Annotated in this window: 23 protein-coding genes and 1 other annotated feature; of the genes, 22 read left to right on the top strand and 1 reads right to left on the bottom strand. The window is 40.2% G+C overall.

What is annotated here, in order from left to right; all coding sequences use genetic code 11:
- From CSX02_RS05830 to CSX02_RS05755, 17 genes are all read left to right on the top strand, one after another.
- Window positions 1-504: hypothetical protein (locus CSX02_RS05830; RefSeq protein WP_330399458.1), on the top strand; the 504-nt coding region annotated here is incomplete at its 5' end.
- A gap of 100 nt (window positions 505-604) precedes the next feature.
- The gene (locus CSX02_RS05825; RefSeq protein WP_099385977.1) at window positions 605-1810 is read left to right on the top strand and encodes a preprotein translocase subunit SecY; all 1206 of its coding nucleotides are present in this window, start codon (window positions 605-607) and stop codon (window positions 1808-1810) included.
- Window positions 1811-1825: 15 nt separating this feature from the next.
- Complete coding sequence (gene asp1, locus CSX02_RS05820) at window positions 1826-3421, top strand: accessory Sec system protein Asp1 (protein WP_099385976.1); 1596 nt, start codon at window positions 1826-1828, stop codon at window positions 3419-3421.
- On the top strand, window positions 3414-4913 hold the full coding sequence (gene asp2 / locus CSX02_RS05815; RefSeq protein WP_099385975.1) for an accessory Sec system protein Asp2: 1500 nt from the start codon (window positions 3414-3416) through the stop codon (window positions 4911-4913). Before asp1 ends, asp2 begins: the two co-directional genes overlap by 8 nt.
- Window positions 4914-4942: 29 nt before the next feature.
- Window positions 4943-5476, top strand: coding sequence for an accessory Sec system protein Asp3 (gene asp3, locus CSX02_RS05810; RefSeq protein WP_031545230.1), 534 nt, complete (start codon window positions 4943-4945; stop codon window positions 5474-5476).
- Window positions 5394-7724 (top strand): accessory Sec system translocase SecA2, encoded by a 2331-nt coding sequence (secA2, locus tag CSX02_RS05805; RefSeq protein WP_099385974.1) that lies wholly within the window; start codon window positions 5394-5396, stop codon window positions 7722-7724. Before asp3 ends, secA2 begins: the two co-directional genes overlap by 83 nt.
- A 13-nt stretch (window positions 7725-7737) precedes the next feature.
- Window positions 7738-9234 (top strand): accessory Sec system glycosyltransferase GtfA, encoded by a 1497-nt coding sequence (gene gtfA / locus CSX02_RS05800; protein WP_099385973.1) that lies wholly within the window; start codon window positions 7738-7740, stop codon window positions 9232-9234.
- Complete coding sequence (gtfB, locus tag CSX02_RS05795) at window positions 9204-10568, top strand: accessory Sec system glycosylation chaperone GtfB (RefSeq protein WP_099385972.1); 1365 nt, start codon at window positions 9204-9206, stop codon at window positions 10566-10568. The genes gtfA and gtfB overlap by 31 nt, the downstream gene beginning before the upstream one ends.
- A gap of 69 nt (window positions 10569-10637) precedes the next feature.
- Window positions 10638-11153 (top strand): hypothetical protein, encoded by a 516-nt coding sequence (locus CSX02_RS05790; protein WP_034219427.1) that lies wholly within the window; start codon window positions 10638-10640, stop codon window positions 11151-11153.
- 29 nt (window positions 11154-11182) lie between these two features.
- Window positions 11183-11344 carry a hypothetical protein gene (locus CSX02_RS13515; RefSeq protein WP_155896374.1) on the top strand — a complete coding sequence of 54 codons (162 nt, stop codon included), beginning with the start codon at window positions 11183-11185 and terminating at the stop codon, window positions 11342-11344.
- A 137-nt stretch (window positions 11345-11481) separates the two neighbouring features.
- On the top strand, window positions 11482-12375 hold the full coding sequence (locus CSX02_RS05785; RefSeq protein ID WP_099385971.1) for a DegV family protein: 894 nt from the start codon (window positions 11482-11484) through the stop codon (window positions 12373-12375).
- 17 nt (window positions 12376-12392) lie between these two features.
- Window positions 12393-13256, top strand: coding sequence for an undecaprenyl-diphosphate phosphatase (locus CSX02_RS05780; RefSeq protein ID WP_099385970.1), 864 nt, complete (start codon window positions 12393-12395; stop codon window positions 13254-13256).
- A gap of 10 nt (window positions 13257-13266) precedes the next feature.
- The gene (locus CSX02_RS05775) at window positions 13267-13770 is read left to right on the top strand and encodes a GreA/GreB family elongation factor (RefSeq protein WP_031545244.1); all 504 of its coding nucleotides are present in this window, start codon (window positions 13267-13269) and stop codon (window positions 13768-13770) included.
- 11 nt (window positions 13771-13781) lie between these two features.
- Window positions 13782-14222, top strand: a complete 441-nt coding sequence (locus CSX02_RS05770) for a hypothetical protein (protein ID WP_099385969.1) — start codon at window positions 13782-13784, stop codon at window positions 14220-14222.
- 1 nt (window position 14223) lies between these two features.
- Complete coding sequence (locus CSX02_RS05765; protein ID WP_099385968.1) at window positions 14224-15453, top strand: BTAD domain-containing putative transcriptional regulator; 1230 nt, start codon at window positions 14224-14226, stop codon at window positions 15451-15453.
- A 14-nt stretch (window positions 15454-15467) separates the two neighbouring features.
- Complete coding sequence (gene srtB, locus CSX02_RS05760; protein ID WP_099385967.1) at window positions 15468-16271, top strand: class B sortase; 804 nt, start codon at window positions 15468-15470, stop codon at window positions 16269-16271.
- 21 nt (window positions 16272-16292) lie between these two features.
- Complete coding sequence (locus CSX02_RS05755) at window positions 16293-16739, top strand: hypothetical protein (protein WP_189281378.1); 447 nt, start codon at window positions 16293-16295, stop codon at window positions 16737-16739.
- A gap of 47 nt (window positions 16740-16786) precedes the next feature.
- Here the strand turns inward: CSX02_RS05755 and larC are convergent, their stop codons facing one another.
- A complete protein-coding gene (gene larC, locus CSX02_RS05750; protein ID WP_099385965.1) occupies window positions 16787-17995 on the bottom strand; it encodes a nickel pincer cofactor biosynthesis protein LarC in 1209 nt (402 codons plus the stop codon).
- Window positions 17996-18210: 215 nt separating this feature from the next.
- On the opposite strand from larC, the gene CSX02_RS05745 reads away from it, so the two are divergent.
- The 5 genes from CSX02_RS05745 to CSX02_RS05720 are packed head-to-tail and all read left to right on the top strand — an operon-like array spanning window position 18211 to window position 25355.
- Entirely contained in the window at window positions 18211-18789 is a 579-nt protein-coding gene (locus tag CSX02_RS05745) for a TetR/AcrR family transcriptional regulator (protein WP_031545256.1), read from the top strand.
- A 10-nt stretch (window positions 18790-18799) separates the two neighbouring features.
- Entirely contained in the window at window positions 18800-20305 is a 1506-nt protein-coding gene (locus CSX02_RS05740; RefSeq protein WP_099385964.1) for a DUF6937 domain-containing protein, read from the top strand.
- 1 nt (window position 20306) lies between these two features.
- Entirely contained in the window at window positions 20307-22139 is a 1833-nt protein-coding gene (locus CSX02_RS14020) for an MFS transporter (RefSeq protein ID WP_330399455.1), read from the top strand.
- A 27-nt stretch (window positions 22140-22166) separates the two neighbouring features.
- On the top strand, window positions 22167-24515 hold the full coding sequence (locus CSX02_RS05725; RefSeq protein ID WP_099385963.1) for an alpha-galactosidase: 2349 nt from the start codon (window positions 22167-22169) through the stop codon (window positions 24513-24515).
- 48 nt (window positions 24516-24563) lie between these two features.
- Window positions 24564-25355, top strand: coding sequence for an SDR family NAD(P)-dependent oxidoreductase (locus CSX02_RS05720; RefSeq protein ID WP_099385962.1), 792 nt, complete (start codon window positions 24564-24566; stop codon window positions 25353-25355).
- Between the two features lie 46 nt (window positions 25356-25401).
- Window positions 25402-25682, top strand: a binding site (T-box leader).
- The last annotated feature ends 101 nt before the right edge of the window (window positions 25683-25783 follow it).

The following is a 25783-nucleotide window of genomic DNA, read 5'->3' as shown; positions in this document are numbered from 1 at the left end:
GAATCAGCAAGCATCAGCGCAAGCGAATCAGCAAGTGTAAGTGCAAGCGAGTCAGCAAGCATCAGTGCATCTGAATCAGCAAGCACATCAGATAGTGAATCAGTAAGTACTTCAGCATCTGAGTCTGAAGCAGCAGAAGTAGTAATTGATCCGGTAGATCCGATTCCGACTCCTGCAATCGATGACGATGATATCGCTGATGATCCGGTTGCACCGGTAGCTCCACAAGAGCCTGACGCTCCGGTAGCTCCAGCTCCACAGGATGAGCCGGCACAGATTGTAGATCCGGATGTTCCGTTGGCACCGGCAGATGAAGAACCGGATACTGAGGCTGTTGTAATTGCTCCTGAAGAGACTCCGAAGGCAGCAAACAAAGATGGTCTCAAGAACTGGTGGTGGTGGCTTGCAGCAGCTGCTGCAGCTGTAACAGGAAAGGCTGTTTATGATAAACAGAGACGTAAGGCAACTGACAATAATGATGCCGATGACGGATCTGAAGAATAATCAATCTTTCGTGGAAATTATTCACTAAGTGATATATAATATTAGTGACCATTCATTTATGGATGGTCACTAATTTTTTGCGATAATTGGGGAGAATAAATTGGGTAATCATAATTCAAAAGAACATATTTTCTTATACAAATTTCTTTATACCGTTTGTACACTTTTGGTATATATGCTGGGGCGGCATATTCCTCTTTACGGAATTGATTTATCTGCTTATCGTGATGTGGAATTAAATGCGCAAACCATCTTTTTACAATCTTTATCAGGAGATTTTAATAACTATTCCATCTTTATTTTAGGTATGTGGCCTTATATGCTTGCATCTATGCTGATGCTTGTTTATATGGCAATTAAGCAGGCTGACAAGACTTCACAGGTTTCACCAAAGAAAGTAACAAAATTAATGCTGATGACTGCTTTGATTATTGGTGCGGTACAGGCATATGAACGACTTTCGGCATACGAATATCGCGTAGAAGGAGACCAATTGCTTTTTACAAAAGGAATTGTATTTTTGGAAATGATTGTCGGAATGCTGATTGTAATTCGATTGTGCAATCAGAATCAAAAATATGGCCTGGGTGGTCGTATGGTAATCATTTTGGTCAATATTATGGATGCAATGTTTGCCATGTTCTCCCAGCATACGCCAAAAGAAATGATCATTCCGGCGGTGCTTGGTTTCTTTGATATTGCAATTATGCTGATATTGGAAACAACAGAGAAGCGAATTGCGGTGCAACGCGTGTCTATTCATAATATTTATGCGGAGAAGAATTATATCGCATATAAGCTGAATCCTGCGGGTATTATGCCGGTTATGTTTGCATCTGCGGCATTTATGCTTCCACAAGTGGTATTTTCTCTGATTGCACAATTTAATCCGGATAATATGATGCTCAATCAGATTTCAGAAAATATTGTTTTGACGAAACCGCTTGGAATTATTGTATATTTGTCTACGATTTGGGTTCTGTCGATTGTATTTGCAATTATCATGATTGACCCGAAGAAAATGTCTGAAGGACTGTTGAAGGCTGGAGATTCTATTTTGGATATTTATGCGGGCAAGCAGACTTCACGCTATTTGATTGGCAATGTAATCCGTTTTTCAATCTACAGCTCTTTGATTTTGAGCATTTGTTTGGGCCTTCCGTTGGTATTGCAATTATACGGATATATGGATACCACACTTGCCATGCTGCCAAGTTCGATTATGATGTCGACCGGTATTTGGATTGCATTTTATCGAGAAAGTAAAGTTTATTTGAATTTAGATCGCTATAAGCCGATTGTGTAATCGGAGGGAGAAAATATGATTTATTTTATTCCGGCTTGGTATAAGGAAAATAGTTGGAAAGAAAGTGAACAATTCTGGTATCGACGTAAACTTCATTCGGAATTCGATGAAACCATTAAGCAAATTCAGTTGTTTCATCGAAATATGAGAATCGATTATCGCATTTTATTATTGAATTATGCACCGAATTTAAGGCACTTTCTGCATCGTCAATCAGTTTACAGAGCACCGTATTGGTCATGTTTTGATGCAATTCAGCAGGTGAAACGATCCAAAATCGCTGTTCTTTCTTATCATCGGTTAAAGTGGCCGAAAGGAATTGAATTTTCGTATTCTCCGTTTGCAATTGTAGCATTTTTGAATGGTCAGAAATATGCGCAGGTGGAATTCGGAGAAGACGGCAATATGATTTCGATTGATATGTATACGGATGGAATTATTTGCCGCAGAAATATTTATGATGACAGAGGGTTTGTCTCGACAACCACTATTTTTGAAGATGGTAAAGAAAAATATACAGACTATCTGATGGAAAACGGCAAATGGAAAATGCGTGAAGACGCAGATTCCGGTGTGATTACGATCAATCAGAACTGCCCGAATTACGATATCAATTTTAATGGAAAAGAGCAGGAAATTCCTTTCCGACGGACGGTTTATGAAAATATGGAGCAAGTGATTGAAGAAGTATTTCAATCCTATTTAAAGCAGACAGATCATGATGCATTTATTACGGCTGTTCATCCGCTTCATATCGGCCTTTTGCATCGTTGTTTGCGTGATAAGCCATATATTTGTACATTTTTTGAACATCGTTATCGTTATAGAAATCTTGAAAGTATCAAGTCGTTCCTGAATCATTCGAACTATATTGTCACAGATTCGAAACGGGCGATGGAGCGTGTGAAAAAAGTGGTGGATTCGAATGTTCCATGTATGGATATTTCGCCATATGATACCAGAACGGATTTTGGTATCAGCCAGCAATTGAATGTGCAAAACATTCTTCTCCCGGTAGATGATATTGATGACAATGATTTGTATTTGATTATCTATGAACTGGCGCTTTATCTGCTGAAAAATAAAAAGGCGCGTGTTCATGTTTTTACCAGAAAAGCAACCAATCGTGATGCCACGATTATCATGGATAAGATTGCGGAATGTCTGAATGAGAATCATTTTGATATGCGCTGGATTTATGAGTCGGACCAGAAAATCGAGTCGGAAAATGATCTGGATGAAGAACAGGAAGAAAAAGTAGAAGTACGATTCATATTGGATCAGTGTGTGGACGAGCGTACCATCAGTAAATGTCTGAATGAACAGCGCGTTATTCTCGATTTGCGTGGCCGCACAGATGTCTTTTTGTTTGTTACAGCAATCAGTAAAGGTGTTCCGCGTATATCAACCCGCACCGATCAGTATTTTAAAGATCGCGGAAATGGATATCTGATTGATGATTATTCACAGATTGGAACGAGCGTATCGTATTTCCTTGACAGTTTTGAAAACTGGAATGCAGCATTGGTTTCCTGCTATGAACTTGGAAAGAAATTTACTACGGGCATTTTGATTGATGCATGGAAGGAGGTATTGACGACTCTTGAATAATATTAACATTTTGCTCCTGGGAGATGAGGATTGGAATGACATTTACGAAATCCCTGAGCATGTTCAAGTAGACTATTTTAGCGACGTCATAGAGCCAATACCGATCATTTATGATCTTGTGATTTTAGATCGTGACATATCACTGGCGGAATATAAGAATCTGGTGAATTGCACGAGAGCTTATTGCCTTTATGCGACAGAAAATGTCAGGATGAAGAACAATACGCAAAAATATTATGAACGCAAAATCGGAAAGCGTCTTTATACAGGGGATGTAAATGCCTTTATGGCAGAAACTGTCAATGACTATTTCCCGAATCCATACGGAGAACGTATGCATCCGGATTATCTGACGGTGAATCAGATGTTTGAAGGTGAAGTTGAATTCAATGGCAATTTCGATTTGCGTTTGAAAGGCGATTTTGGAGACGACTATACGCAAATTCTTTACTGGAAAAACAATCTGCCGATTTTTGAAGGGCAGACACTGGATCTGTTCCTCGAGCATTTAAAAACAGAAAATGTCAAAGTAAAATTGCGTGTCATCCAATTTTATAACGGCTCTGTGGGCGATGTACAGCAGATTTGGGAATATTCGGATGAGGAATTGGACGAAGTGATTCATGTCGAAAATCATATGGCACAAGGCCCGATTTTTGTTTCAGTATTGGCAAAAGGGGAAGGAGAACTTCGATTTATTTCCCTTCATACACGCCATTCCCGTCATGACATAGGATTTTTCCTTCCGGGAGGAGATCGCACGATCACTTCAATGAAAGAAGAAATGTTCTATTACTTTGATCCGGGTGACCTGAAACCACCGCTTGCGGTTTATTTTTCCGGATATCGTAAGCAGGAAGGGTTTGAAGGATATTATATGATGCGCGGTCTAGGATGTCCGTTTTTGCTGGTGACAGATCCTAGACTGGAAGGTGGTGCATTTTATCTCGGAGATAAAGAGTTTGAAGATTCGATTGTCCGCACGATTCGCGGGTATATGAGGCGTTTGCAGTTCCAGTCGAATCAGTTGATTTTCTCCGGTGCATCAATGGGAACCTTTGGCTCATTATATTATGGTTGCGACCTGCAGCCACATGCATTGATTCTCGGAAAACCTTTGGCAAATCTTGGCAATGTGGCAAAAAACGAAAGAATCGGTCGTGTCGGTATTTTCCCGACTTCACTGGATTTGCTGTTGAAGAATTATCAGGGACTCGGCGAAGAACAGATTGAACAATTTAATGAACGTTTCTGGGAAAAATTCAGAAAGGCAAATTGGACACACAGTAAATTTATCATTTCATATCTTTATGAAGATGATTATGACAAAGATGCATATCCGGATATTTTGTCCAATATGAGATCGGAAGGCGTACAAATCTACGGAAAAGGTACGCATGGCCGACACAATGACAATACGCAGGAAGTTATGAACTGGTTCAAAGGCCAGTATCGCAAAGTCCTGCGCGAGGATTTTGGAAGAAAGATTTAATAAATGATTGAAACATAAAGGAAAAAATCATGGTTAATGACAAATGGATAATTCGCTGGCAGGAATATTTGAAAAATTCATATGCACATGGTTCGCTGATGAAATTTTTGCCGGATGGAACAGTGGAATATACGAACAAACTGATGCCTCCGGGAACTGTTATCCATGAGTGGTTTTCAAAAACCAATCATCAGACCAATCGAGTGGAACCGTCGTTGCCGTTGATTGATGGCGAAAGTGCTTATTCCATTACAATGAATATTGATTATGACGAGATGGAAGCGGCGGGATTAATGCTTCGTATCATGTTTTACGGCAGATATGATGAAGTTGCGGGAAGCCTGATTGTTCGGGAACCGCATGCGATTTTTAAGCCGCCGATTACGACCTACAGCTATTCGATTCAGCTGATTAACGGAGGAGTTTCTAAATTTGTATTTCGCTCTCTGATTTTACGAGAAGCGTCTAGGGAAGAATACGATGAAGACCAGGAAAGAATTAAGAAAATTAAAGAGCATTCTAAAAAAAGTAAAGCAAAAAGAAGAAGAGGTGAGCAAGCTTAGCGATAAGCAACTTGCTGCTTTAACTTCACAATTCAAGCGTCGCTACCAGGAAGGTGAGACACTGGATGATTTATTACCGGAAGCGTTTGCAGCCATGGCAGTTGCGGATGAACGCATTCTCGGTAAACATCCGTATGATGTGCAGATTATGGCCGGTATCGCTCTTCATTTGGGATTTTTGGCAGAGATGAGCACCGGAGAGGGAAAGACATTGTCTGCAACTATGCCATTGTATCTGAATGCATTGACAGGGAAGAGTTGCGTTCTGGTGACAACCAATGAATATCTGGCCATTCGTGACGGAAAAGAAATGGGGGAAGTGTATGAATTTATGGGACTTTCCTGTTCCTATCCGCCGGCAAATGCAGATGAAGAGGACAATGAAAAGCGTAAAATTAGATACTCTGCAGATATTATTTATTCAACCAATACAGGTCTTGGATTTGATTATCTGTTCAATAATCTGGTTAAGAAAGCAGATGACCGTTTCCTCTGCGACCTTTATTATGTAATCATTGACGAAGCTGATGCCGTACTTTTGGACATGGCAATCATGCCGCTTGTTATTTCCGGTGTGCCTCGAGTACAATCGAATCTTTATGCTTTGTGTGACTTTTTTGTGACCGCATTGGTGCAAGATATTGATTATATAGAAGAGGAACAAGCTGTATGGCTGACTCCAAAGGGGGTTGAATTCGCGGAAAACTTCTTTGGAATTCCAAACTTTTATGGAAAAGAATACTTTGAAATCAACAGACATGTAACACTGGCTTTGCGCGCGCATGTCCTATTAAAGCGCAATAAGGACTATGTTGTTACAGATGAAAACGAGGTCGAACTCGTTGATGCAGGAACCGGTCGTCTGATGCATGGCGTAAAACTTCGCGGTGGTCAGCATCAGGCAATCGAATCAAAGGAGAAGGTTGAAATAACACAGGAATTTCGAACTGTGGCATCAATCACATATCAGAACCTGTTTTTGATGTTTGAGAAGATGGCAGGAATGAGCGGAACAATTCTCGATGCCAAGGATGAACTCTTTGACACATATCACAAAAAAGTGGTGAGAATTCCAACCAACCGTCCGGTCATTCGCGATGATCGAAAAGACCTGTACTATAAAAATGCGCAAACCCAGTTTTGGTCTGCTGTTGCAAAAGTATTGGAGGTCCATAAAACAGGACAACCTGTATTGATTGTTTTGAATTCCGTGCAGGACACTGACTTGTTTTCCAAACTTCTATTGCAGGAGAATGTCCCACACAATGTATTGAACGCCAATAATGCATTCTGGGAAGCAGAGATTATCTCCGGCGCTGGCCAGTTAAATGCGGTTACCGTTGCGACTTCCATGGCGGGACGAGGCACAGATATCAAACTCGGAGAGGGTGTCCGGGAACTGGGTGGCCTTGCCGTAATTGGAGTCGGCAGAATGGATAACACGCGAAATGAGAGACAAGCAAGGGGACGCTCAGGGCGACAGGGCGACCCCGGCTTCAGCCAGTATTTTGTAAGTCTTGAGGATGACGTGGTCAATTCCGAAGACAATGAAAAGCTGGAAAAAATCATTGATGGAAAGCGCAGAATTACAAAGCATCGTTTGAAAAAAATCATCAACGGAGCACAGAAAATCAAAACAGAATATTCTGAAATATCCCGTAAGCAGGCCGTACAATACGATGAAGTATTGAAACGCCAAAGAAGCTTTATCTACGAAGCACGAGATGGTTTGCTGGACGGAGGTACGCTTGCGGAAACACAATTGATTGAGATTGCGCGCCGGAATATTCATGAATTCGTCAAAGAAAATGATTGTTCGGATCGTTCCGTTTTGACCAGATATATTTTGGATAATGTTTCTTATACCATCGATGAAGGTTTGACGACTTTAAGGCTTGATGACAAAGAGGCAATCGAACGATATCTGGTTTCGCGTGTACGCCGTGGACTTGGCTCTCAGCGCATGAAATTCCAGGATCGGGACAAATACGAACAATTTATACGAGAAGCGACGCTGAAAGCGTTGGATGATGGCTGGGTAGAGTTGATTGACTACCTTGAACAGCTTAAATATGCTGTTTCCGGTCGTGCATCTGCGCAGCGCAATATTATTTATGAATACCAGAATGAGGCATATGAGTCATATCTGGATAATGAGAAAACTGTAAAACGTAATATTATTCGAAACATTTTGCTTAGCGAAGTGTCGATTAACAAGAAGGGAAATCTTAATGTGATTTACCCATAATCAGGAGAATGCTATGGTTTATAATTTTAATTTGGGGATAGGATGGGCCAGCAGCGGCGTGGAATATGCACAAATGTATCGCGCCAATATGCTGCGCAGAGCGGGAATTGATGCCAAATATGTATTTATGGATATGTTCCCGAACGAGAATATAGAACGATTAACCGCCAATCTTGGATATGACGACAGTGAAATCATCTGGCTATATACTTATTTCACGGATGTCAGGATTGCACCGAACTCTTTTACACTCAAACAGCTCGAAGAAACGTTTCCGGATGAGCAGTTCCGTGTAGAGAGAAACGGAAAGAAAGTATATTATTATTTCCCAAACAATTTATATTATACGGTCTTTACCCTTGGGGAAGACAGCGATTTGGTGCATGCGGTTGAAATCGTATCCAGAGACTTGTTGATCCGCAAAGATTTTTATACTTATTGTAAGACCTATTCGGAATATTATGCACCGCTTGACAATCGTGCTCATTTATATTGCCGCAGGTTTTTCAACGAGGATGGCACCACAGCTTATTCCGAAATGATTGATGGAGATCAACTGCTTTACCGCTTCCCGCACAAAGTGCTTTATTCCAAAGAAGAACTTGTGGGATATATGGTTGAATTGATGCATTTGCAGTCAGATGATGTTGCAATCATCGACCGGAATACCGGAATCGGGCATGCAATTTTGAAGAATTGTAATGATGCGCGTGTATATATGGTGATTCATGCAGACCATTTCAGCGAAGGCAGTACGAATGAAGACCACGTGTTATGGAATAATTTTTATGAATATCCATTTTCTCAATTCCGTCATGTGGATGCGTTTATTACGGCTACGGATGCGCAGAATCGTTTGTTGCGGGAACAGTTCCGAAAATATATCGGGGAGGAAGTCAATGTAGTGACAATTCCTGTCGGAAGTCTTGATATTTTGCGAAAAGATAATTCCAAGCGAAAGAAGCATTCTTTGATTACCGCATCTAGACTGGCTTCAGAGAAGCATTGCGACTGGCTTGTCGAAGCGGTGGTGAAAGCACATGAAACCATCGAAGATATCAGTCTTGATATTTACGGAAAAGGTGCGGATGAATCTAAACTTTTGAAACTGATTTCCAAGTTGGAATGCAGTGATTATGTGCGTTTGATGGGACAGCATAAGCTGGATGAAATCTATTTGATGTATGATGCCTACTTCTCGGCTTCACAAAGTGAGGGATTCGGATTGACTTTGATGGAAGCAATCGGATCAGGCTTGCCGATTGTCGGATTTGATGTCCGCTACGGCAATCAGACTTTTATCGATGATGGACAAAACGGATATTTGATTCCGATTCATGACAGAATGGATAAACAGGAAAAGATTGATTTGCTTGCGGATCGCATCATCAAAATGTTTCAACAGGATGATATGGATGCTTTCAGAAACCATTCTTATGAAAAGGCTGCAACATATTTAACAGAAGAGGTAGAAAAGAGATGGGTACAATTATTGACAAAAACAAAATAACATTGCTCTTTGATACCTTCGGAGAAGAGAGCAAAAATTTATATGAATCATTTTGCAATCTGGGCATTGATTTTAATGCCGTTTGTATGGAAGATGAAGGCTATTTGCCGGATGGAGTAATGTCTCCGCATCAGTTTTTCCTTGGGGATTTTTCAACCGTAGAAACAATTTCGGGGAAGCCGAGATATTTTAATCAAATTGATGTTCCGGATTACTGGGAAATATCCGGTTCCAACTCATCCGGAAAAATCAGTGATATGGGCAAAGAACGCGCTCGTATTTATTATATTGAGCCGTCACCGAATCGCAAGGTACGTATTGTCGACTGGCTGGATGATGCCGGATTTGTACGCCTGAGCGAACATTATAATCGTTTTGGTGCACTTTTCTGTCGTACTGCATTTAACAAAAAAGGACAAAAAGCTTGTCGCAGTTATCTTGATATTCACGGAAGAGAAGTGATCTATGAGAATTTTGTGACGGGAGATATTTTGGTACACTGGAACGGGCGTGATAAGATTTTGCATAGCAAGACCGAACTGACACAATATTATCTGACATGCTCAGGTTTGGATCAGACAAGATTATTTTTCAATTCGTTATCTTATCCGTTTTTTGTATCATTTGGTTTGCCGGGAAACGACGATCACTGCAAAGACGCATTATTCTGGAATGAACCGATTGGCAATGAAATTCCGGGAAATATGAAAGTGATTCTTGAGGGCAATGCAGCAAGAACCCATACAATTTTTGTTCAGCGCCCGGATGCATATCAAAAGATGATCTCAATGGGATACTCGCCGGAGATTGTCAAACAGCTGGGATATATTTACAGTTTCAAGCGTGAAAATCAGCATCGAAGTGATGCTTTGATTTGTACGAACTCCGATCATATCGAGCAATTGACCATGCTGGTGTCAAAGCTTTCGCAAGTGCATTTTCATATCTGTGCTTTGACGGAAATGTCATCTAAATTAATGGATTTTGATCAGTATGAGAATGTTACCTTATATCCGAGCGTAAAATCACAGGTGATTGATGATCTGTTTGAATTATGTGATTTTTATCTGGATGTCAATCATGAAGCGCAGATTGTGGATGCAGTGCATCGCGCGTTTATGAACAATATGCTGATACTTGGGTTCGAAGAAACCGCACATAATAAGCGTTATGTTGCACCGATGAATTTATTCCCATCATCGGAAGCCGAAATCATGATTCAGGCTGTTTCCACCTGTGTTGCGAATGAGGATGTGATGAAAGCGGCATTGACCAATCAGAAAGAGGCTGCGTATGCAACTGATCTTTCTTCATATCAAAAATATTTTACTTAAGCATTGCATATTTTCAGTAGAAAAACTAAAATATAATTAAGGAAAAGCTTTCATGAAGGGAGAAAGAGAATGAACGAAACCAAAAAGAAAAAAAGAGGGTTACCACTCGCACTTACAATTGTCGCTTATGCATTGATTATTGTAGTATTGTTAGCTGTAGCACCGGTTCTTTGTCCGGCTGTATTCGGTTATCAGACAAGATTGGTAGGTTCAGATCAGTCGGGTAAGGTCGGAACCAAGGGTACTGTTGTTTATGCAAAAGAGGTTGATTCCATTCAAAATGGCAATTTAATTGCAATTGATCTTGGAAAAGATGACAAGAGTGTTCTTGTAAATTATGTTGCCGGAGAAGAAACCGACGGAATCATGCTTGAAGGTGGCGAGAAGGTCGAAAAAGATGTGATTGTAGGAAAGATTGCAGCTAAGACTCCGTTCATTGGATATTTATGCCAGCTTTGTTTTTCTGTTATTGGCATTATCATACTCGTTTTGGTATTCCTGATTGCTTTGGCTATGATGATTATTGCGAATGGTATTGCAAAAAAAGAAAATCAAAAAGCAATGAATCAAGAGTATTCATCATAAGTTACGATGAGGAGAGGAGTTGAGGTATTATGAAGAATGCAATATTGGTAGAGAACGGATTTTTTGACATGTCTTTATGGCAGACTTTACTGGTATGCGGAATCGTAGTCATTGTCGGTATTTTGATTTGCCTTGGCATTTCTGCAATTCGCAAACATGGAAAGAAAAATAAAGATAACGAGATTGAATAAAGAAAATGTATTTTGGAAACCACAAGCAATTGTGGTTTCCTTGTTTTTTATACCAAAAATATAGTGGTATTACAAATCGAGTTTTGATATAATTTGAAATATGATAAAATGATTATGTTTAAGGAGACCAATTGATCATGAGTAATTATGTAATCAGTACATGTACATCTGCAGATTTATCAAAAGAGAAATTTGCACAAAGAGATATTAAATATTGCTGCTTTCATTATGAGATGGACGGTGTTCAGTATCCGGATGATATCTGGGAGACCATGAGTTTGGATGAATTCTACGGTCGCATTTCAAAAGGAGCAGATGTCAAGACATCCCAAATTAATGTGGATGAATTCTGCAATTATTTTGAACAATTCCTGAAAGAAGGAAAGGATATCATTCATTTGAGCCTTTCTTCCGGTATTTCCGGTGTCAGCAACTCTTCGGCAGTGGCTGCAAATATGATGCGTGAAAAATATCCGGATCGCAAGATTTATGCATTCGATTCACTCGCTGCATCTTCGGGTATGGGATTGCTGGTGGACAAACTTGCAGATTTACGCGATGAAGGAAAGAGTATTGAAGAGCTTGCAGACTTTGTTGAGAATCACAAAAAAGAAGTGCAGCATTGGTTTTTCTGCTCTGATTTGACAGCCTTTATCAAAGGTGGTCGTGTGACAAAAACTGCCGGTTTCATTGGCACTGTTATGAATATTTGCCCATTGCTTCATGTGGATTATGAAGGCAAATTAATTCCAATGGAAAAGGTGCGCACCAAGAAAAAATGTTTTAAGCGCGTGGTGGAAAAGATGGAGCAGTATTGCAAGGATGGTTTGAATTATTCGGATAAAGTTTTCATTTCCAATTCATACTGCGAGGATGATGCAAAGGAAGTTGCCCGCCAGATTCGCGAGAAATTCCCAAATGTCAAAGATATTGAAATCCATAATATCGGTTCTACCATCGGCTGCCATACCGGTATCGGAACGACCGCTGTATTTTTCTGGGGATCAGAAAGAAATCCATCAGAAACTTAAGATAGAGGTCGTATAAAATGATAGAATTATTAAAAGCATTATTATTCGGCATTGTGGAAGGAATCACAGAATGGCTTCCTGTCAGCAGTACCGGACATTTGATTATTTTAGAATCGTTTTTGCCATTGCATGTCTCGGATGAATTCTATACCTTTTTTGAGGTCGTCATTCAGTTTGGTGCGATTCTTGCGGTTGTATTGCTTTTCTGGAAAAAGATATGGCCGTTTGGAAAAAAGAATAACAAGGCTCCGCTGACACAAAACGGTGTGGGTGCCTATGTGAAGATGGATATCATGATTCTTTGGTTTCATATTTTGGTATCCTGTGTTCCTGCTGCGGTAATTGGCATTTTGCTTGATGACTGGATTGATGAACATCTCTACCATCCGATTACTGTTGCAGTTATGCTGATTACAGTCGGTATCGTATTTATTATTGTTGAGACGGTTCATTCCGGGAAATATGATAAGATTGCTGCAGTGAAAGATATCACTTATTCTACCGCATTATTAATCGGTATTTTTCAGGTGATTGCTGCCGTTTTGCCGGGCACAAGCCGTTCCGGAGCGACGATAGTCGGTGCATTGCTGATTGGAGTATCGCGTTCGGTTGCTGCGGAATATACCTTTTATCTTGCAATTCCGGTTATGTTTGGTGCAAGTCTGTTAAAGGGATATAAATATCTGGGCTCCGGTGCAACGATGTCACAAACGGAAATCGGTGTATTGATCATTGGTTTTGTGGTATCATTTATTGTTTCGATTTTTGTAATTAATTTTTTGTTATCATATATCAAAAAGCATGATTTCAAAGTATTTGGTTATTATCGAATCATAATCGGAATTGTCGTTTTGAGTTTTGCATTGGCCGGAGTGATTTAGAGGAATTGATATGCATGATGAATTAACACAGAAGGACATTGACCGTATGACGGAAGAAATCGAGCATCGTAAACTCGTCGTACGGCCAAAGGCGCTCGAAGATGTAAAAGAAGCCAGAGCGCAGGGAGATTTGTCCGAAAACTTTGAATATAAAGCTGCAAAAAAGTTTAAAAATGAGAATGAAAGTCGCATTCGCTATCTTGAAAATATGATTAAAACGGCTCGTATTGTATCCGAAGATTCATCAGAGGATGAAGTAGGAATGAACAATACGGTAGATCTGTATTTTGAAGATGATGATATGGTTGAAACTTTTAAAATTGTAACAACGGTTCGAATCGATGCATTGAATAACAAGATTAGTCGTGAATCACCGCTTGGGGCTGCAATTTTTGGCCATAAAGTGGGCGATCGTTGTGAAGTGAAAATTGATGATACACACTCTTATTTTGTAACGATCAAGAAGATTGAGAACACGGTTGATGACGGTTCGGACAAGATGCGACGTTTTTAGGAGGATTTGTATTGGAAAAGAAACAGGTCGGAGGTCAGCTGAGCCTCTTTGATTATATTAATTCCATACAAAACACGGAAGATTACGGCAATGTCGAAATGGTATCATTGATGCCGGAACCAAAATTTGATCCGTCACTGGAAATCATTGATTTAAATGATGAGCCGGAAGTCACTGAGCCGGACGAGGTGAAGACGGAGGCAGAAAAACCGCAAGAGTCTACCACGAAAACGGAGAATGCAGATTCAACTCCTGTGATGAGCAAATATTTTGTGGACAGGCAGGGAAATGTTGGATTTGTAGAATATTGGAACTATAATAATATACGGGTGCAATACCCGGGGGATGAATGTATCGCCAAACAATTTGATAATTCAAAAGAAGCTGTCGATTATTATATTGAGACAATGTATCAAATGATGGACGATAAAGGGTTAAAGGAGAAGATGTAGGTTGGAAAAAAGTAATTCAGGAATTACAATCAGTACATTTGGTGGTTTTCAGGCTGTTTTTGATGACATCATTTTAAATGATAAGAATCTGCGCTCGGTGATGTTGTCCCGTTTGTTTATGTATATGATTATTCACAGGGACAAAGCACTATCTACCGATACCATTATTAATTCAATTTGGGCGACGGATGAAGAAGTCGACAATCCGGTCGGCGCATTAAAGAATTTAATGTATCGTTTGCGCAAAAGCCTGGAACGCATTTTTGGACCAAATGATTATATTCTGACCAATCGAGGTTCCTATCAGTGGAATCCGGAAATCCCAATTGTGCTGGATTGCGAAAAATTTGAACAATTGATTAATGCAGCCAAAAAGGAAAGCGTGGAAGATAAGGCTCTGATCAAATATGAGCAGGCAGTCGGCTTATATCAGGGTGAATTTTTGCCGGGAATCAAGGATTGCTATTGGGCACAGTCGTTAAATACATATTATCAATCCATGTATTTATCGGTTGTAAAAGCGCTCGGTGATTTATACAAAAAGACTTGTCAGTATGAATATCTTGATCGTCTGGTGACGACGGCATTGTCCTTTGATAATGCTGACGAGCAACTGTATTGCTATCAGATTGAAGCCAGAATGCGCTTAAATAAGATTTCGCTTGCTTTGGAGTCTTATGAGAATGCAAAGGAAATTATCGAGCGGGAATTGGGTGTGCGCAAGACAACCGTACTCAATAAAGTATATGAAGAACTGCTTGCAGTCAGCAAATCTTCGGCAAATGACATTGAAGAAGTGCATGAAGACATCGTAGAAGAGAATCCGGAAGGCGTCTTTTTCTGTAGCTATCCGATTTTTCGTGAAATTTATCATCTTGAAGCGCGCAAAAATGCAAGAAGCGATGAAGATGAGACGATGATGCTGATCACCATGGAAGGCAAGAAGACAGATACCAAACAGATTGCGGAATTCCGCATCAAGAAGGCGATGGCTACAATGGAAAGCTGTATTCGCGATTCGCTGCGTGTTGGAGATGTTGCGAGTAAATACAGCGATAGTCAGTTTATTCTTTTGCTACCATCCTGCAATGAAGATTATGCCCATCTTGTCGGAAATCGTCTGATTTCAAATCTTTATGCAATCAATGAAAAACATCGCAATGTTGTCATTAAACTGGACATTCGTGATGTTTCCATTGAGAACGAATTGATTGAAAATAAAAAAGAATAAAAAGGATAGAGACAATGGAAGAAAAGAAAAAACGAAAAAAGTTTTCGTGGTCAATTCTGTTGATTCTTTTGGGAATAATCATTATTGGTGTGGCAGCGGTACAACTGATTATGATTTATCTGGATTATCATAAATCCAATGAGTTGTATGACAATCTGGAATCGAATTATACAACGGAATATTATCAGGTCAAGGAGAATGTCGACTCAGAAAAACCATTGGAATGGTATGAGATGATTGATGTTGATTTTGATGGCTTAAGAGAAAAGAATTCCGATGTGTCAGCCTGGATCTTTTTTGAAAATGAAGAGATCAGCTATCCGATTTTGTTCAGCGGAGATGATGAATATTATCTGCGCAGGGCTTTGGACCGCTCTCATGCGACCGCAGGCAGTTTGTTTTTAGAAGGGATGAACAAACCTGATTTTTCAGATTATCATTCCATTATTTACGGTCATAATATGCGAAATCTGTCCATGTTTGGAAAACTGAAATATTATCATGATGATGAAAAATATTATCCGGATCATATGTATTTCCAGATTTGTACCAAAGAAATGAAATATCGTTATCAGATTTTTGCATATGAAACAGTGGATGCATATGACAAGCTTTATACCGTTCCGTTTGGTCCGACCGATGATTATCAGGAGTTCATTCAGCATATTCTCGATATTTCTGAACGTGATACCGGCCTGACGCCGACGAAGGATGATCGAATTGTCACCCTTTCAACCTGTAATGATTCGGTATCCGGAGATGATGAGCGCTTTGTGGTCCATGGCTATTTAATTGATTCATATGAGGCAAAGAAATAAATGATACATAATTTTCATGGAATGAGAAAAATAAAGCCATCCGATAAGCTTTTGGTCCAATTGCAGGAACTGAACAGAGAAACGGCAAAAGGAAATGTTGAATGGGAAATTTTGTATTCTACGACAGAATATAATCAGCTATCCGAAAAGAAAACGCGTACCATTGAAGGAGAGACTTATACTGTAGATGAATGTTTTGTCTCTTATTTTACGCATTATTATCCGACAGATTTTTTGCTGATTACCTACGAAGAAATCCTGACAGGACCAACTGAGACGAAGACCACAAATCTGGTTTTTCAGCCGCCTTTGGGAATCCGTTATCTGGATCTGGATGCACTTGCAAGTTATGCGATTGATGCCGATCAGATTTTGATTTATCAGATTCATCAATTATGGACGACAATCTTGGAACGAAAGAAAAATCAGGCTCCGGAGATTCATCTCGAAGCTGAGACAAGAATATAAGGAATCAAAAAGGCAACGACATGGTTCGTTGCCTTTCTCATTGTCTGTTAATCATGTAATTGTTCGTATTGCTTTAATAGAAATTCTGCTGCTTCGGTATAAGATATGTGATGTGCAATTGCATACTGATGCGCATCTTCATATTCGACCTTTCGCATGACATGTTCTGAACCGGCGAGTTTGCTGATTTTGATATGAATCGTATGTCCGTCAACGACAATCTGTTCAAAGGTGCTTTGCATTTTGGTACGCTCCATATTGATATATCGGACACCTCTTGTGGTCGTATGTGTAAGAATCAATTGAATCATATGATCCCTGTCGATGCTGTCACAGATTACATGCAACAAAACGCCGGGGCGGTTCTTTTTCATCTGCACCGGAACATAGAAGACATCTTTGGCGCCGGCTTTTAAAAGAATTTCCATTGCATGTCCAAGCGCTTCTCCTGTCATATCATCCAGGTTGCAGGAGATATCTGTAATCATATCACGGTCTGCAGACTGACTTTGGGTTTGCAGAACGCGGACAATATTGGCCGAAGGAAAATCTTTGGTCCCCGTACCAATACCGATCTGTTCTACAATTCCATTGAAATTGACAAAGTCTTTCGCGTAAAATTTTAAGATTGCAGCGCCGGTCGGTGTACACAATTCAGTATTGATTGTTCCTGTATAATATGGAATTCCTTTTAATAGTTCTGCGGTTGCAGGAGCAGGAACCGGGAGAATTCCATGAGCACAATGTACGGTTCCGTTTCCAACATGAATCGGAGAGGCATAGATTTCATCCGGCTTTAAATAGTCCAATGCGAGAACGCATCCCACAATATCCGCAATTGCATCCAAAGAACCAACCTCATGAAAATGAATATTGTCCAATTCAGTTTGATGCACGCGGGCTTCTGCCGCGCCTAGAATATGATAAATTTCTTTTGCATCCTTTTTTACTGATTCAGGGAGTGACAAATGAGAGATATGATGCAGGATATCTGAATAGCTGTAATGCGCATGATGTTTGTGATGATCGGGTGCCTCCGCCTCATGTTCTTCATGACCGAGCGCAAATACATGCATATGTGTTCCGGAAATGCCGCATTTTTGATCCGTTTGTGCTTCAATTCGTATATCACCCGGAAATAACTGATTCATTGTTTCCAAAAAGGCATTCTGCTGTGCAGGAGAAAGCAGCTCATATAACGCGCCCATCAGCATGTCACCCGCAATTCCCATTTTGCATTCTATATATAAATTCATTTGATTGCCCTCCTTTTAATTGTGTAAAATCATTATACAATATTATTTTTCATTTGTCTTGTAAATTTGCACAAAAAGAAGAAACTATTTTTGGTTAGATAGTTTCTTGCTTATAGTTTCCACTTTTGGTACGATATAGGAAACGGGAGAAATATACCTAAGTTTCCAATGAAACCATTATTTACAGCACAATATGCTGAGAAAAGAGGGAAATTATGAATTTAAATTCAACACGACATACGAGAATTCGTATCCTGGAAGCAACTGCAACTGTTTTTAATCAAAAGGGAATGAAATTTACAATGGATGATCTTGCGAAAGAATTAACGATGAGCAAGAAGACGATTTATTCGATTTTCCGTGACAAAGAAGCTTTGCTTTATGCAATGGTTGATTATGCTTTCGATAATATTAAAGAATGCGAGCAACAGGTTTTTTGTGATGATTCGCTGGATACTGTTGAAAAATTGCGCAAGATGCTTGGTGTATTACCGGACAGCTATAAAGAGATTGACTTCCGTCAATTATTCTCGCTTCGCAGTAAATATCCGAAAATCTACGAAAAGATTGAGGAACGCCTGGAAAGCGGATGGGATTCTACCATTGCTTTGCTTGAACGGGGCGTAAAGGAAGGTGTGCTTCGCCCGGTCAATGTTGTGATTTTTAAGGCAACATTTGAAGCTGCAATTGAGCAGTTCTTTGGAAGAGATTTATTGATTTCTCATGATATTTCATATTCTGATGCTTTAGATGAACTGGTCAGTCTTCTATTTGACGGAATTATTAAAAAGTAGGAGAGAGTGAATGAAGGATCGTGCAAAAAATATATTTGGAAATGAAATCAAAAAATCAGCTTATAAAAAAGCAGTAAAATCAAAGAAAAAATTTATACGCAAATTTGGTGATGATTCAAATTGCAATTATCCGGTGACTTTGCAAAAAAATCCATATATTGGAGATTCTTTAAATGTAACAAATGTCCTGATTGGAGATTTGAATCAAAATGTGCACTACAATGCAGGGGATGCACAAACGAATCTGGAATTTGATCATCAAAAGGGAATTATTGTCGGCAATATTCGAATGGGATTTGGACATTACCGCATATCCATGGCAATGGCTTCCGCAGCCAAGGCAATGGGATATCAGCCATATTGGATGGATTTGAACAGTTATTCGCAAACCACCTGTACCAAAGTGATTGCGGCACAGAATGAATTATATTCTCTGGGCTCAAGACTTTCCAAGAATCCCTTGTTTAACAAATTTGTATGGGAGCCGGTCAATTATGAAGGATTTCGCGCACTGACCTATAATGCTGCAGATCAGAAAAATGCGGAATTAATGGCGCCTGTTTTTGCAAATGTACCAAAGGATATTCCTGTGATTGGAACACATGTATGGCCGGCACAGGCTGCGGTTCATGCAGGTATGAAATATGTGGTGAATGCAATTCCGGACAACTGGCCGATGGCGCTTCATTTTTCCGAAGGATCGGTTCATACCATACAATGCCACAATGCATATATGGGATATCGCATCTGCAACGGAATGGCAAAAAAGCAGGTGCTTTCTCCGATGCCTTCAGATTCGCTTGTTTATACAGGACATTATATTGATCACGAATTGGTAAGCAATCTTGTCTCTGACTGTGATGCAAGAATTGCGAGAAAAGAGAATCAAAAGCCTATGCGATTCCTGCTGACCATCGGTGGTGCGGGCGCGCAAAAAGAGATTTTTGCGGCAATTATCCGTTATCTGATTCCGTTTATCAAGGATGGTAAAGCAGCCTTATATGTCAATGTCGGCGATTATAAAAATGTTTGGGATGCACTGATGGCAGAAATCCCGGAGATGAAAGCCCTGTCCAAAGAACATTTTGACTGTTGGGAAGAAACTGCTGCATTTGCAGAGTCTGCACTTGACCCGCAAAATGAGATTACAGGAATTCATGGCTTCTGGCATAAGAACATTTTCGAAGCGGTCTATGCGACAAATCTGCTGATGCGCTCTGCTGATGTTCTGGTAACAAAGCCGTCGGAACTTGCTTTTTATCCGGTTCCGAAATTGTTTATCAAGCGTGTTGGAAAACATGAAATGTGGGGTGCAATTCACTCTGCCGAAATTGGAGACGGCACATTGGAATGCAGAGACATTCCGCATACACTGCAGATGATCGATTTGTTTATGAATTCGGATGATATGCTGGTATCGATGTGCGAAAATATTAAGAAAAATAATGAAATGGGAATATACAATGGCGCGTATAAAGTTGTGGAACTCGCCATGGGGTTAAAGGAGGAACATTAAAATGGAGACCAAAAAGAAACTCTCTGGGGTAGAAAAATTTGCGTATGGAATAGGAGCGGTCGGAAAAGACATGGTATATATGCTTTCCGCAAGCTATATTCTGTATTATTATCAGGACATTATGGGTGTGAGCGCATGGATCATGGGTATTATCCTTCTGGTTGCGCGTGTGTTTGATGCATTCAATGACCCGATTATGGGTGTGATTGTAGCAAAGACAAAGAGCCGTTGGGGTAAATTCCGCCCTTGGCTGTTTATCGGAACTTTAACCAATGCAATTATTTTATATCTGATGTTTGCCTGCCCACCGACATTAAAGGGATCGGGTCTTGTCGCATATGCAGCATGCTTTTATATTCTTTGGGGTGTGACCTATACCATGATGGATATCCCTTACTGGTCAATGGTTCCTGCATTTACCGAGAGTGGAAAAGAGCGTGAAGGACTTTCTGCATTGGCGCGTACCTGCGCAGGTGTCGGATCTGCCATCGTTACCATTGTAACAGTATTGGCTGTAACCAATATCGGTAGCGCAATTTCCGCAAAGAGTGCAAACAATCAGGACCTGACAGTTTCCAATTCGATTTGTTATGTGATGGAAAAGGATGATGCCGGTGTTGCGGATGGAGAAGTAACCGTATTTTCAGATGTTCTGAAAGATGTGAAGATTACAGCGGATAAGAGTGAATTTGAAAATGAAATTTCATTTTCACAGGACAATTCCAATTATGATATCGTTTTGAATTCCGTTTCACTGGATAAAAACAATTCAGAGATGAATATTGTGATGGACTCTGCAGAGTCTGATACAGCTTCGATTGCACTGTATGTGGATAAAGAAACTTACAACAAAATCAATGCGGGGGAAGGACAGGAAAACAGCGCATCCATTGTTTCAACCAAAGAAGTTGAGCGTATTGGATATAAGTATTTTTCACTTGCTGTTGCGATTGTATTCTTTGCATTTATCCTGATTACCTGCCTGTGCATCAAGGAAAAGTCATCAGTAGACATGAAGACTGCAAGCGTTGGAGAAATGTTCTCCTCACTGATTCACAATGATCAGGCGATGACCATGGTTATTACCATCGTTCTTGTAAATACAGCAACTTATATCACTTCAAACCTGCTGATTTATTTCTTTAAATATGACCTTGCCGGTTCAAACTGGACCGGAAATTATACCTTGTTTAATACATTTGGCGGTGGAATCCAGATTCTTGCAATGATGTTATTCTTCCCGTTGCTTCGCAAATTCTTCAATATTATGAAGGTATTTTATATTTGTGTATTCTCGGCAATCGGTGGATATGTGATTCTTTTGATCATGGCTTTGTCGGGAATTGCAACCGTATACCCATTCCTTGTGCCTGGATTCTTTATTATGGCTGCAGTCGGAATGCTGAATGTTATTGTTACCGTATTCCTTGCAAATACAGTTGATTACGGAGAATTAAAGAACGGAAGAAGAGATGAATCTGTTATTTTCTCTATGCAGACCTTTGTCGTAAAACTTGCAAGCGGTGTTGCAGCACTTGTAGCATCTATTTGCCTTTCTATTTTCCATATCAGTGAGTCGGACAATGCAATTAATGCAGTCAACGGAAGCCTTGCTGAGGGCATGAAGAAGATGGTGGATGATATCATTGCCAACGGTGCTTCTGTGGTATCCGGCAATTCGGTTATCGGTCTTCGTATGACTATGACCATTGTACCGATTGTGGTATTATTTATCGCATTCTTTATCTTCAAAAAGAAATATATTCTGACCGATGAGCGTTTACTTGAAATTACAAAGGAATTACAGGATAAGAAAAACCGCGGCACTTTATAAAATGAATCAATACAGGATGGGATTATCATGATTTATGAATATGATCATACATTTGTTCTGGAAACTGCGAATACAAGTTATATTTTTGCTGTTTTGCCAAGTGGTCACCTGGAACATCTGTATTATGGAAAACGCATTCATGTCGATTGCAGAGAAGATGTTTTCTCTTTGATGGAAAAACGAAAGTTTTCTCCGGGAAATACAATTGTATATGACAATCAGAATCCGGGATTTACACTGGAAGATTTTAGATTGGAGATGTCATCGGAAGGTAAGGGTGATTTGCGTGAACCTCTCATCGAGATGACACATCAGGACGGAAGCCGCACATGTGATTTCTTATATGATTATCACGAGATTTTGGATGAAAAAGCCGTACTGAATACACTTCCGTCATCATACGATGAATCCAACCGGACCAAAACACTCAAAGTACATCTGAAAGATGCAGACTATGAGCAGGAATTGATATTATGCTATTCTGTTTTTGAAGAAACGGATGTGATTGTCAAATCGACAATCGTGATGAATCGTTCACAGGAAGAAGTCCGCTTAAACCGATTGTTGAGCAATCAGATCGATTTTGAAAGCAATGACTATGTTTTTACAACTTTTCATGGCGCATGGGCACGGGAAATGAAGAAATATCGTGTCAGAACGGATGCCGGAACGATTAGTTGCTCATCCTATACAGGTACTTCATCCAATCGTGCAAATCCGTTTGTGATGCTCTCAAAGGAGAACACCGATGAGGACTATGGTCCTTGTTATGGATTTAATCTGATTTACAGCGGTAATCATTACGAAGTATGTGATGTGAATTCATTTCATAAATTGCGCTTCTTAAACGGCATTAATCCAAGAGGGTTCGGATTTGTAATTAAGCCGGGGGATTCTTTTGAATCTCCCGAAGCGGTGATGACATTTTCCGATTCCGGATTCAATGGCTTGAGCCAGAATATGCATTCTTTTGTGCGCAATCATGTCGTGCGAGGCAAATGGAAGAACCGAATCCGTCCAATTCTGCTCAATAGCTGGGAAGCATCTTACTTTAAATTTAATGAAGCCAAATTGATGAAACTGGCAAAAGCAGGAAAAGATGTCGGAATCGAATTGTTTGTCATGGATGACGGATGGTTTGGTAATCGTGATAATGACACCTGTTCACTTGGAGACTGGGAAGTGAATACCAAAAAACTTCCGAACGGTGTGGCCGGATTGGCAAAAAAAATCAATGATCTTGGCATGGATTTTGGTATCTGGGTAGAGCCGGAGATGGTAAATGTCGACTCTGATTTATATCGTGCACATCCGGACTGGACGATTTCCATTCCGGGCAAGCCACACAGCGAAGGACGTACACAAAGAATTCTCGATTTATGCAATCCTGATGTAGTGGAATATATCATTTCGGCAATGGAAAAAGTATTTTCTTCCGCAAACATTTCTTATGTGAAATGGGATATGAATCGAATTTTCTCTGATTATTATTCGGCATATCTGGATGCGGATAGACAGACGGAAGTGGCACACCGCTATGTGATGGGATTGTATCGCATTATGCGGACACTGACAGACAAATTCCCTGAAATCTTATTTGAAGGTTGCTCGGCAGGCGGCAATCGCTTTGATCTGGGCATTCTTTCGTATTTCCCGCAAATTTGGGCGAGCGATGACACAGATGCGGTGTATCGTGTGAACGGTCAGACCGGATACAGCTACGGCTATCCGATGAATACGATTGGCTCGCATGTATCTGCATGCCCAAATCATCAGACTCTGCGAATGACACCGCTTACAACACGATTCGGTGTGGCTGCGTTTGGAATGCTGGGATATGAATGTAATCTTTGCGATGCATCTGCCGATGATTTAAAAGAGATCAAAGAACAAATCGAGATTTACAAAGAATGGCGAGATGTATTGCAACTTGGCAAATTCTATCGCGGACGCTGCAATCAGATTCATGAATGGACCTGTGTGAGCGAAGACCAAAGCAAAGCGGTCGGTTTGCTTATGAAAGAATTAATTGAACCGAATATGCAATTCGAGCAATATGCACCAAAAGGCTTAAAACCTGATGTGAAATACACATTTAATAACAGACCGCTGCGTTATAATATCAAAGGATTTGGTGATTTGATTAATACAGCGGCTCCGATTCATGTGAAACCGGATTCTCTTTTACATCATGTGGTCGCAAAATTTGTTACCATGCCCGGGGAAACGGAATCCTATGAGGCATATGGAGACACTTTGATGCAGGGCGTAAAATTGCATGCGGCATATGCCGGAACGGGATATGATGAAGATACCAGATATTTCAGTGATTTTTCTTCCCGCATTTTCTTTATGAAGGAGAAGGATATTCAGTAGACGGCACTTAATGGATGTGATATCTTTATACCAAAGGTGGTAAATAAGATGAAAAGACGAAAATATAAGTATGCATTGATTACGGGCGCAAGTTCCGGATTGGGAATGGAATTTGCAAAACAATTGACCGAAATGGGCTATGTGCCGATTCTTGTTGCGCGCAGAAAAGAGCGTTTGATTGAATTGGCTGAGCAAATTGAGAATCAATATCATGTAGAATGCACCGTATTTCCGGCAGATTTGACGAATCCGACAGAGTGCAAAAGAATTTTTCGATTTTTGGAAGATAAGCCGGTAGGCATCATTATCAATAATGCGGGATATGGTGATTGTGGGTCGTTTATGGATACTGATTTGGGCAAAGAATTGTCCATGATTGATTTGAACGTCAAAGCACTTCATATCATTAGCAAACTTGCTTTGCACAAATTCCGCAAACAAAAAGGCGGCTATTTATTGAATGTTGCAAGTTCGGCAGGATTATTTCCTGCCGGACCATATATGGCAACCTATTATGCAACCAAAAGTTATGTTTCGAGCCTGACGGAAGCGATTGCAGTGGAAACCATTGAGCAGGGATATGACAGGATTCATATCAGCGCACTTTGCCCGGGGCCTGTCGATACAGAATTCAATGCAGTAGCAAATGTAGAATTCTCGCTGCCAGGAATCAGTGCAGAATATTGCGTAGAGGTTGCTTTGAAGGGCTTGATGCGGGGAGATCTTGTGATTATTCCGACTTTACGTATGAAACTTGCAATTTTCGCAGTCAGACTGCTCCCACGTTTTTGGATCGAAAAACTTACAGGACATCAGCAAAAGAAAAAGTTTAAAAAATAAACTTGACAGTGTTACTATGATGGATTAAACTAATAGCAATTGAACAGATAAATCAATGAGCGAAAGTAGTACAGCAGATGATTCTCTACAGAGAGTTCACGGTTGGTGCGAGTGAATGAGATAATTTGTATGGAATGGATTCGTGAGAGCAAAGTGAATGCGATATGCACAGTAGCGGCGCCGGTGTTCCTCCGTTATCGGGATGAGATATCGAATTTTAAATTCTGTATCAAAATGAGGTTGTTTTTAGTGGCGAATTTCTAGAAATAGAAATTCGCTTTTTTATTACAACGAACAAGGGTGGCACCACGATCAATCGTCCCTGATATAGCTTAGGCTGTATCAGGGACTTTTTTATCTCAGTCGGAGTTACAATCTCCGACTGAGATAAACGCTCCGCGAGGATGCGCAGAGATTTGCATATGAAA

This window comes from Agathobacter ruminis (assembly GCF_002735305.1).
GTDB classification, from domain to species: domain Bacteria; phylum Bacillota; class Clostridia; order Lachnospirales; family Lachnospiraceae; genus Roseburia; species Roseburia ruminis.
The sequence above is the reverse complement of the archived record's forward strand: the minus strand, read 5'-3'. Positions and strand labels throughout refer to the sequence as shown.

What these genes read in the sequence shown, in the direction of transcription:
- asp1 (WP_099385976.1), top strand. Translation starts at nt 1,826, where the DNA reads ATGATTTATTTTATTCCGGCTTGGTATAAGGAAAATAGTTGGAAAGAA.
- asp3 (WP_031545230.1), top strand. Translation starts at nt 4,943, where the DNA reads ATGGTTAATGACAAATGGATAATTCGCTGGCAGGAATATTTGAAAAAT.
- secA2 (WP_099385974.1), top strand. Translation starts at nt 5,394, where the DNA reads ATGAAGACCAGGAAAGAATTAAGAAAATTAAAGAGCATTCTAAAAAAA.
- gtfA (WP_099385973.1), top strand. Translation starts at nt 7,738, where the DNA reads ATGGTTTATAATTTTAATTTGGGGATAGGATGGGCCAGCAGCGGCGTG.
- gtfB (WP_099385972.1), top strand. Translation starts at nt 9,204, where the DNA reads ATGGGTACAATTATTGACAAAAACAAAATAACATTGCTCTTTGATACC.
- CSX02_RS05790 (WP_034219427.1), top strand. Translation starts at nt 10,638, where the DNA reads ATGAACGAAACCAAAAAGAAAAAAAGAGGGTTACCACTCGCACTTACA.
- CSX02_RS13515 (WP_155896374.1), top strand. Translation starts at nt 11,183, where the DNA reads ATGAAGAATGCAATATTGGTAGAGAACGGATTTTTTGACATGTCTTTA.
- CSX02_RS05785 (WP_099385971.1), top strand. Translation starts at nt 11,482, where the DNA reads ATGAGTAATTATGTAATCAGTACATGTACATCTGCAGATTTATCAAAA.
- CSX02_RS05780 (WP_099385970.1), top strand. Translation starts at nt 12,393, where the DNA reads ATGATAGAATTATTAAAAGCATTATTATTCGGCATTGTGGAAGGAATC.
- CSX02_RS05775 (WP_031545244.1), top strand. Translation starts at nt 13,267, where the DNA reads ATGCATGATGAATTAACACAGAAGGACATTGACCGTATGACGGAAGAA.
- srtB (WP_099385967.1), top strand. Translation starts at nt 15,468, where the DNA reads ATGGAAGAAAAGAAAAAACGAAAAAAGTTTTCGTGGTCAATTCTGTTG.
- CSX02_RS05755 (WP_189281378.1), top strand. Translation starts at nt 16,293, where the DNA reads ATGAGAAAAATAAAGCCATCCGATAAGCTTTTGGTCCAATTGCAGGAA.
- larC (WP_099385965.1), bottom strand. Translation starts at nt 17,995, where the DNA reads ATGAATTTATATATAGAATGCAAAATGGGAATTGCGGGTGACATGCTG.
- CSX02_RS05745 (WP_031545256.1), top strand. Translation starts at nt 18,211, where the DNA reads ATGAATTTAAATTCAACACGACATACGAGAATTCGTATCCTGGAAGCA.
- CSX02_RS05740 (WP_099385964.1), top strand. Translation starts at nt 18,800, where the DNA reads ATGAAGGATCGTGCAAAAAATATATTTGGAAATGAAATCAAAAAATCA.
- CSX02_RS14020 (WP_330399455.1), top strand. Translation starts at nt 20,307, where the DNA reads ATGGAGACCAAAAAGAAACTCTCTGGGGTAGAAAAATTTGCGTATGGA.
- CSX02_RS05725 (WP_099385963.1), top strand. Translation starts at nt 22,167, where the DNA reads ATGATTTATGAATATGATCATACATTTGTTCTGGAAACTGCGAATACA.
- CSX02_RS05720 (WP_099385962.1), top strand. Translation starts at nt 24,564, where the DNA reads ATGAAAAGACGAAAATATAAGTATGCATTGATTACGGGCGCAAGTTCC.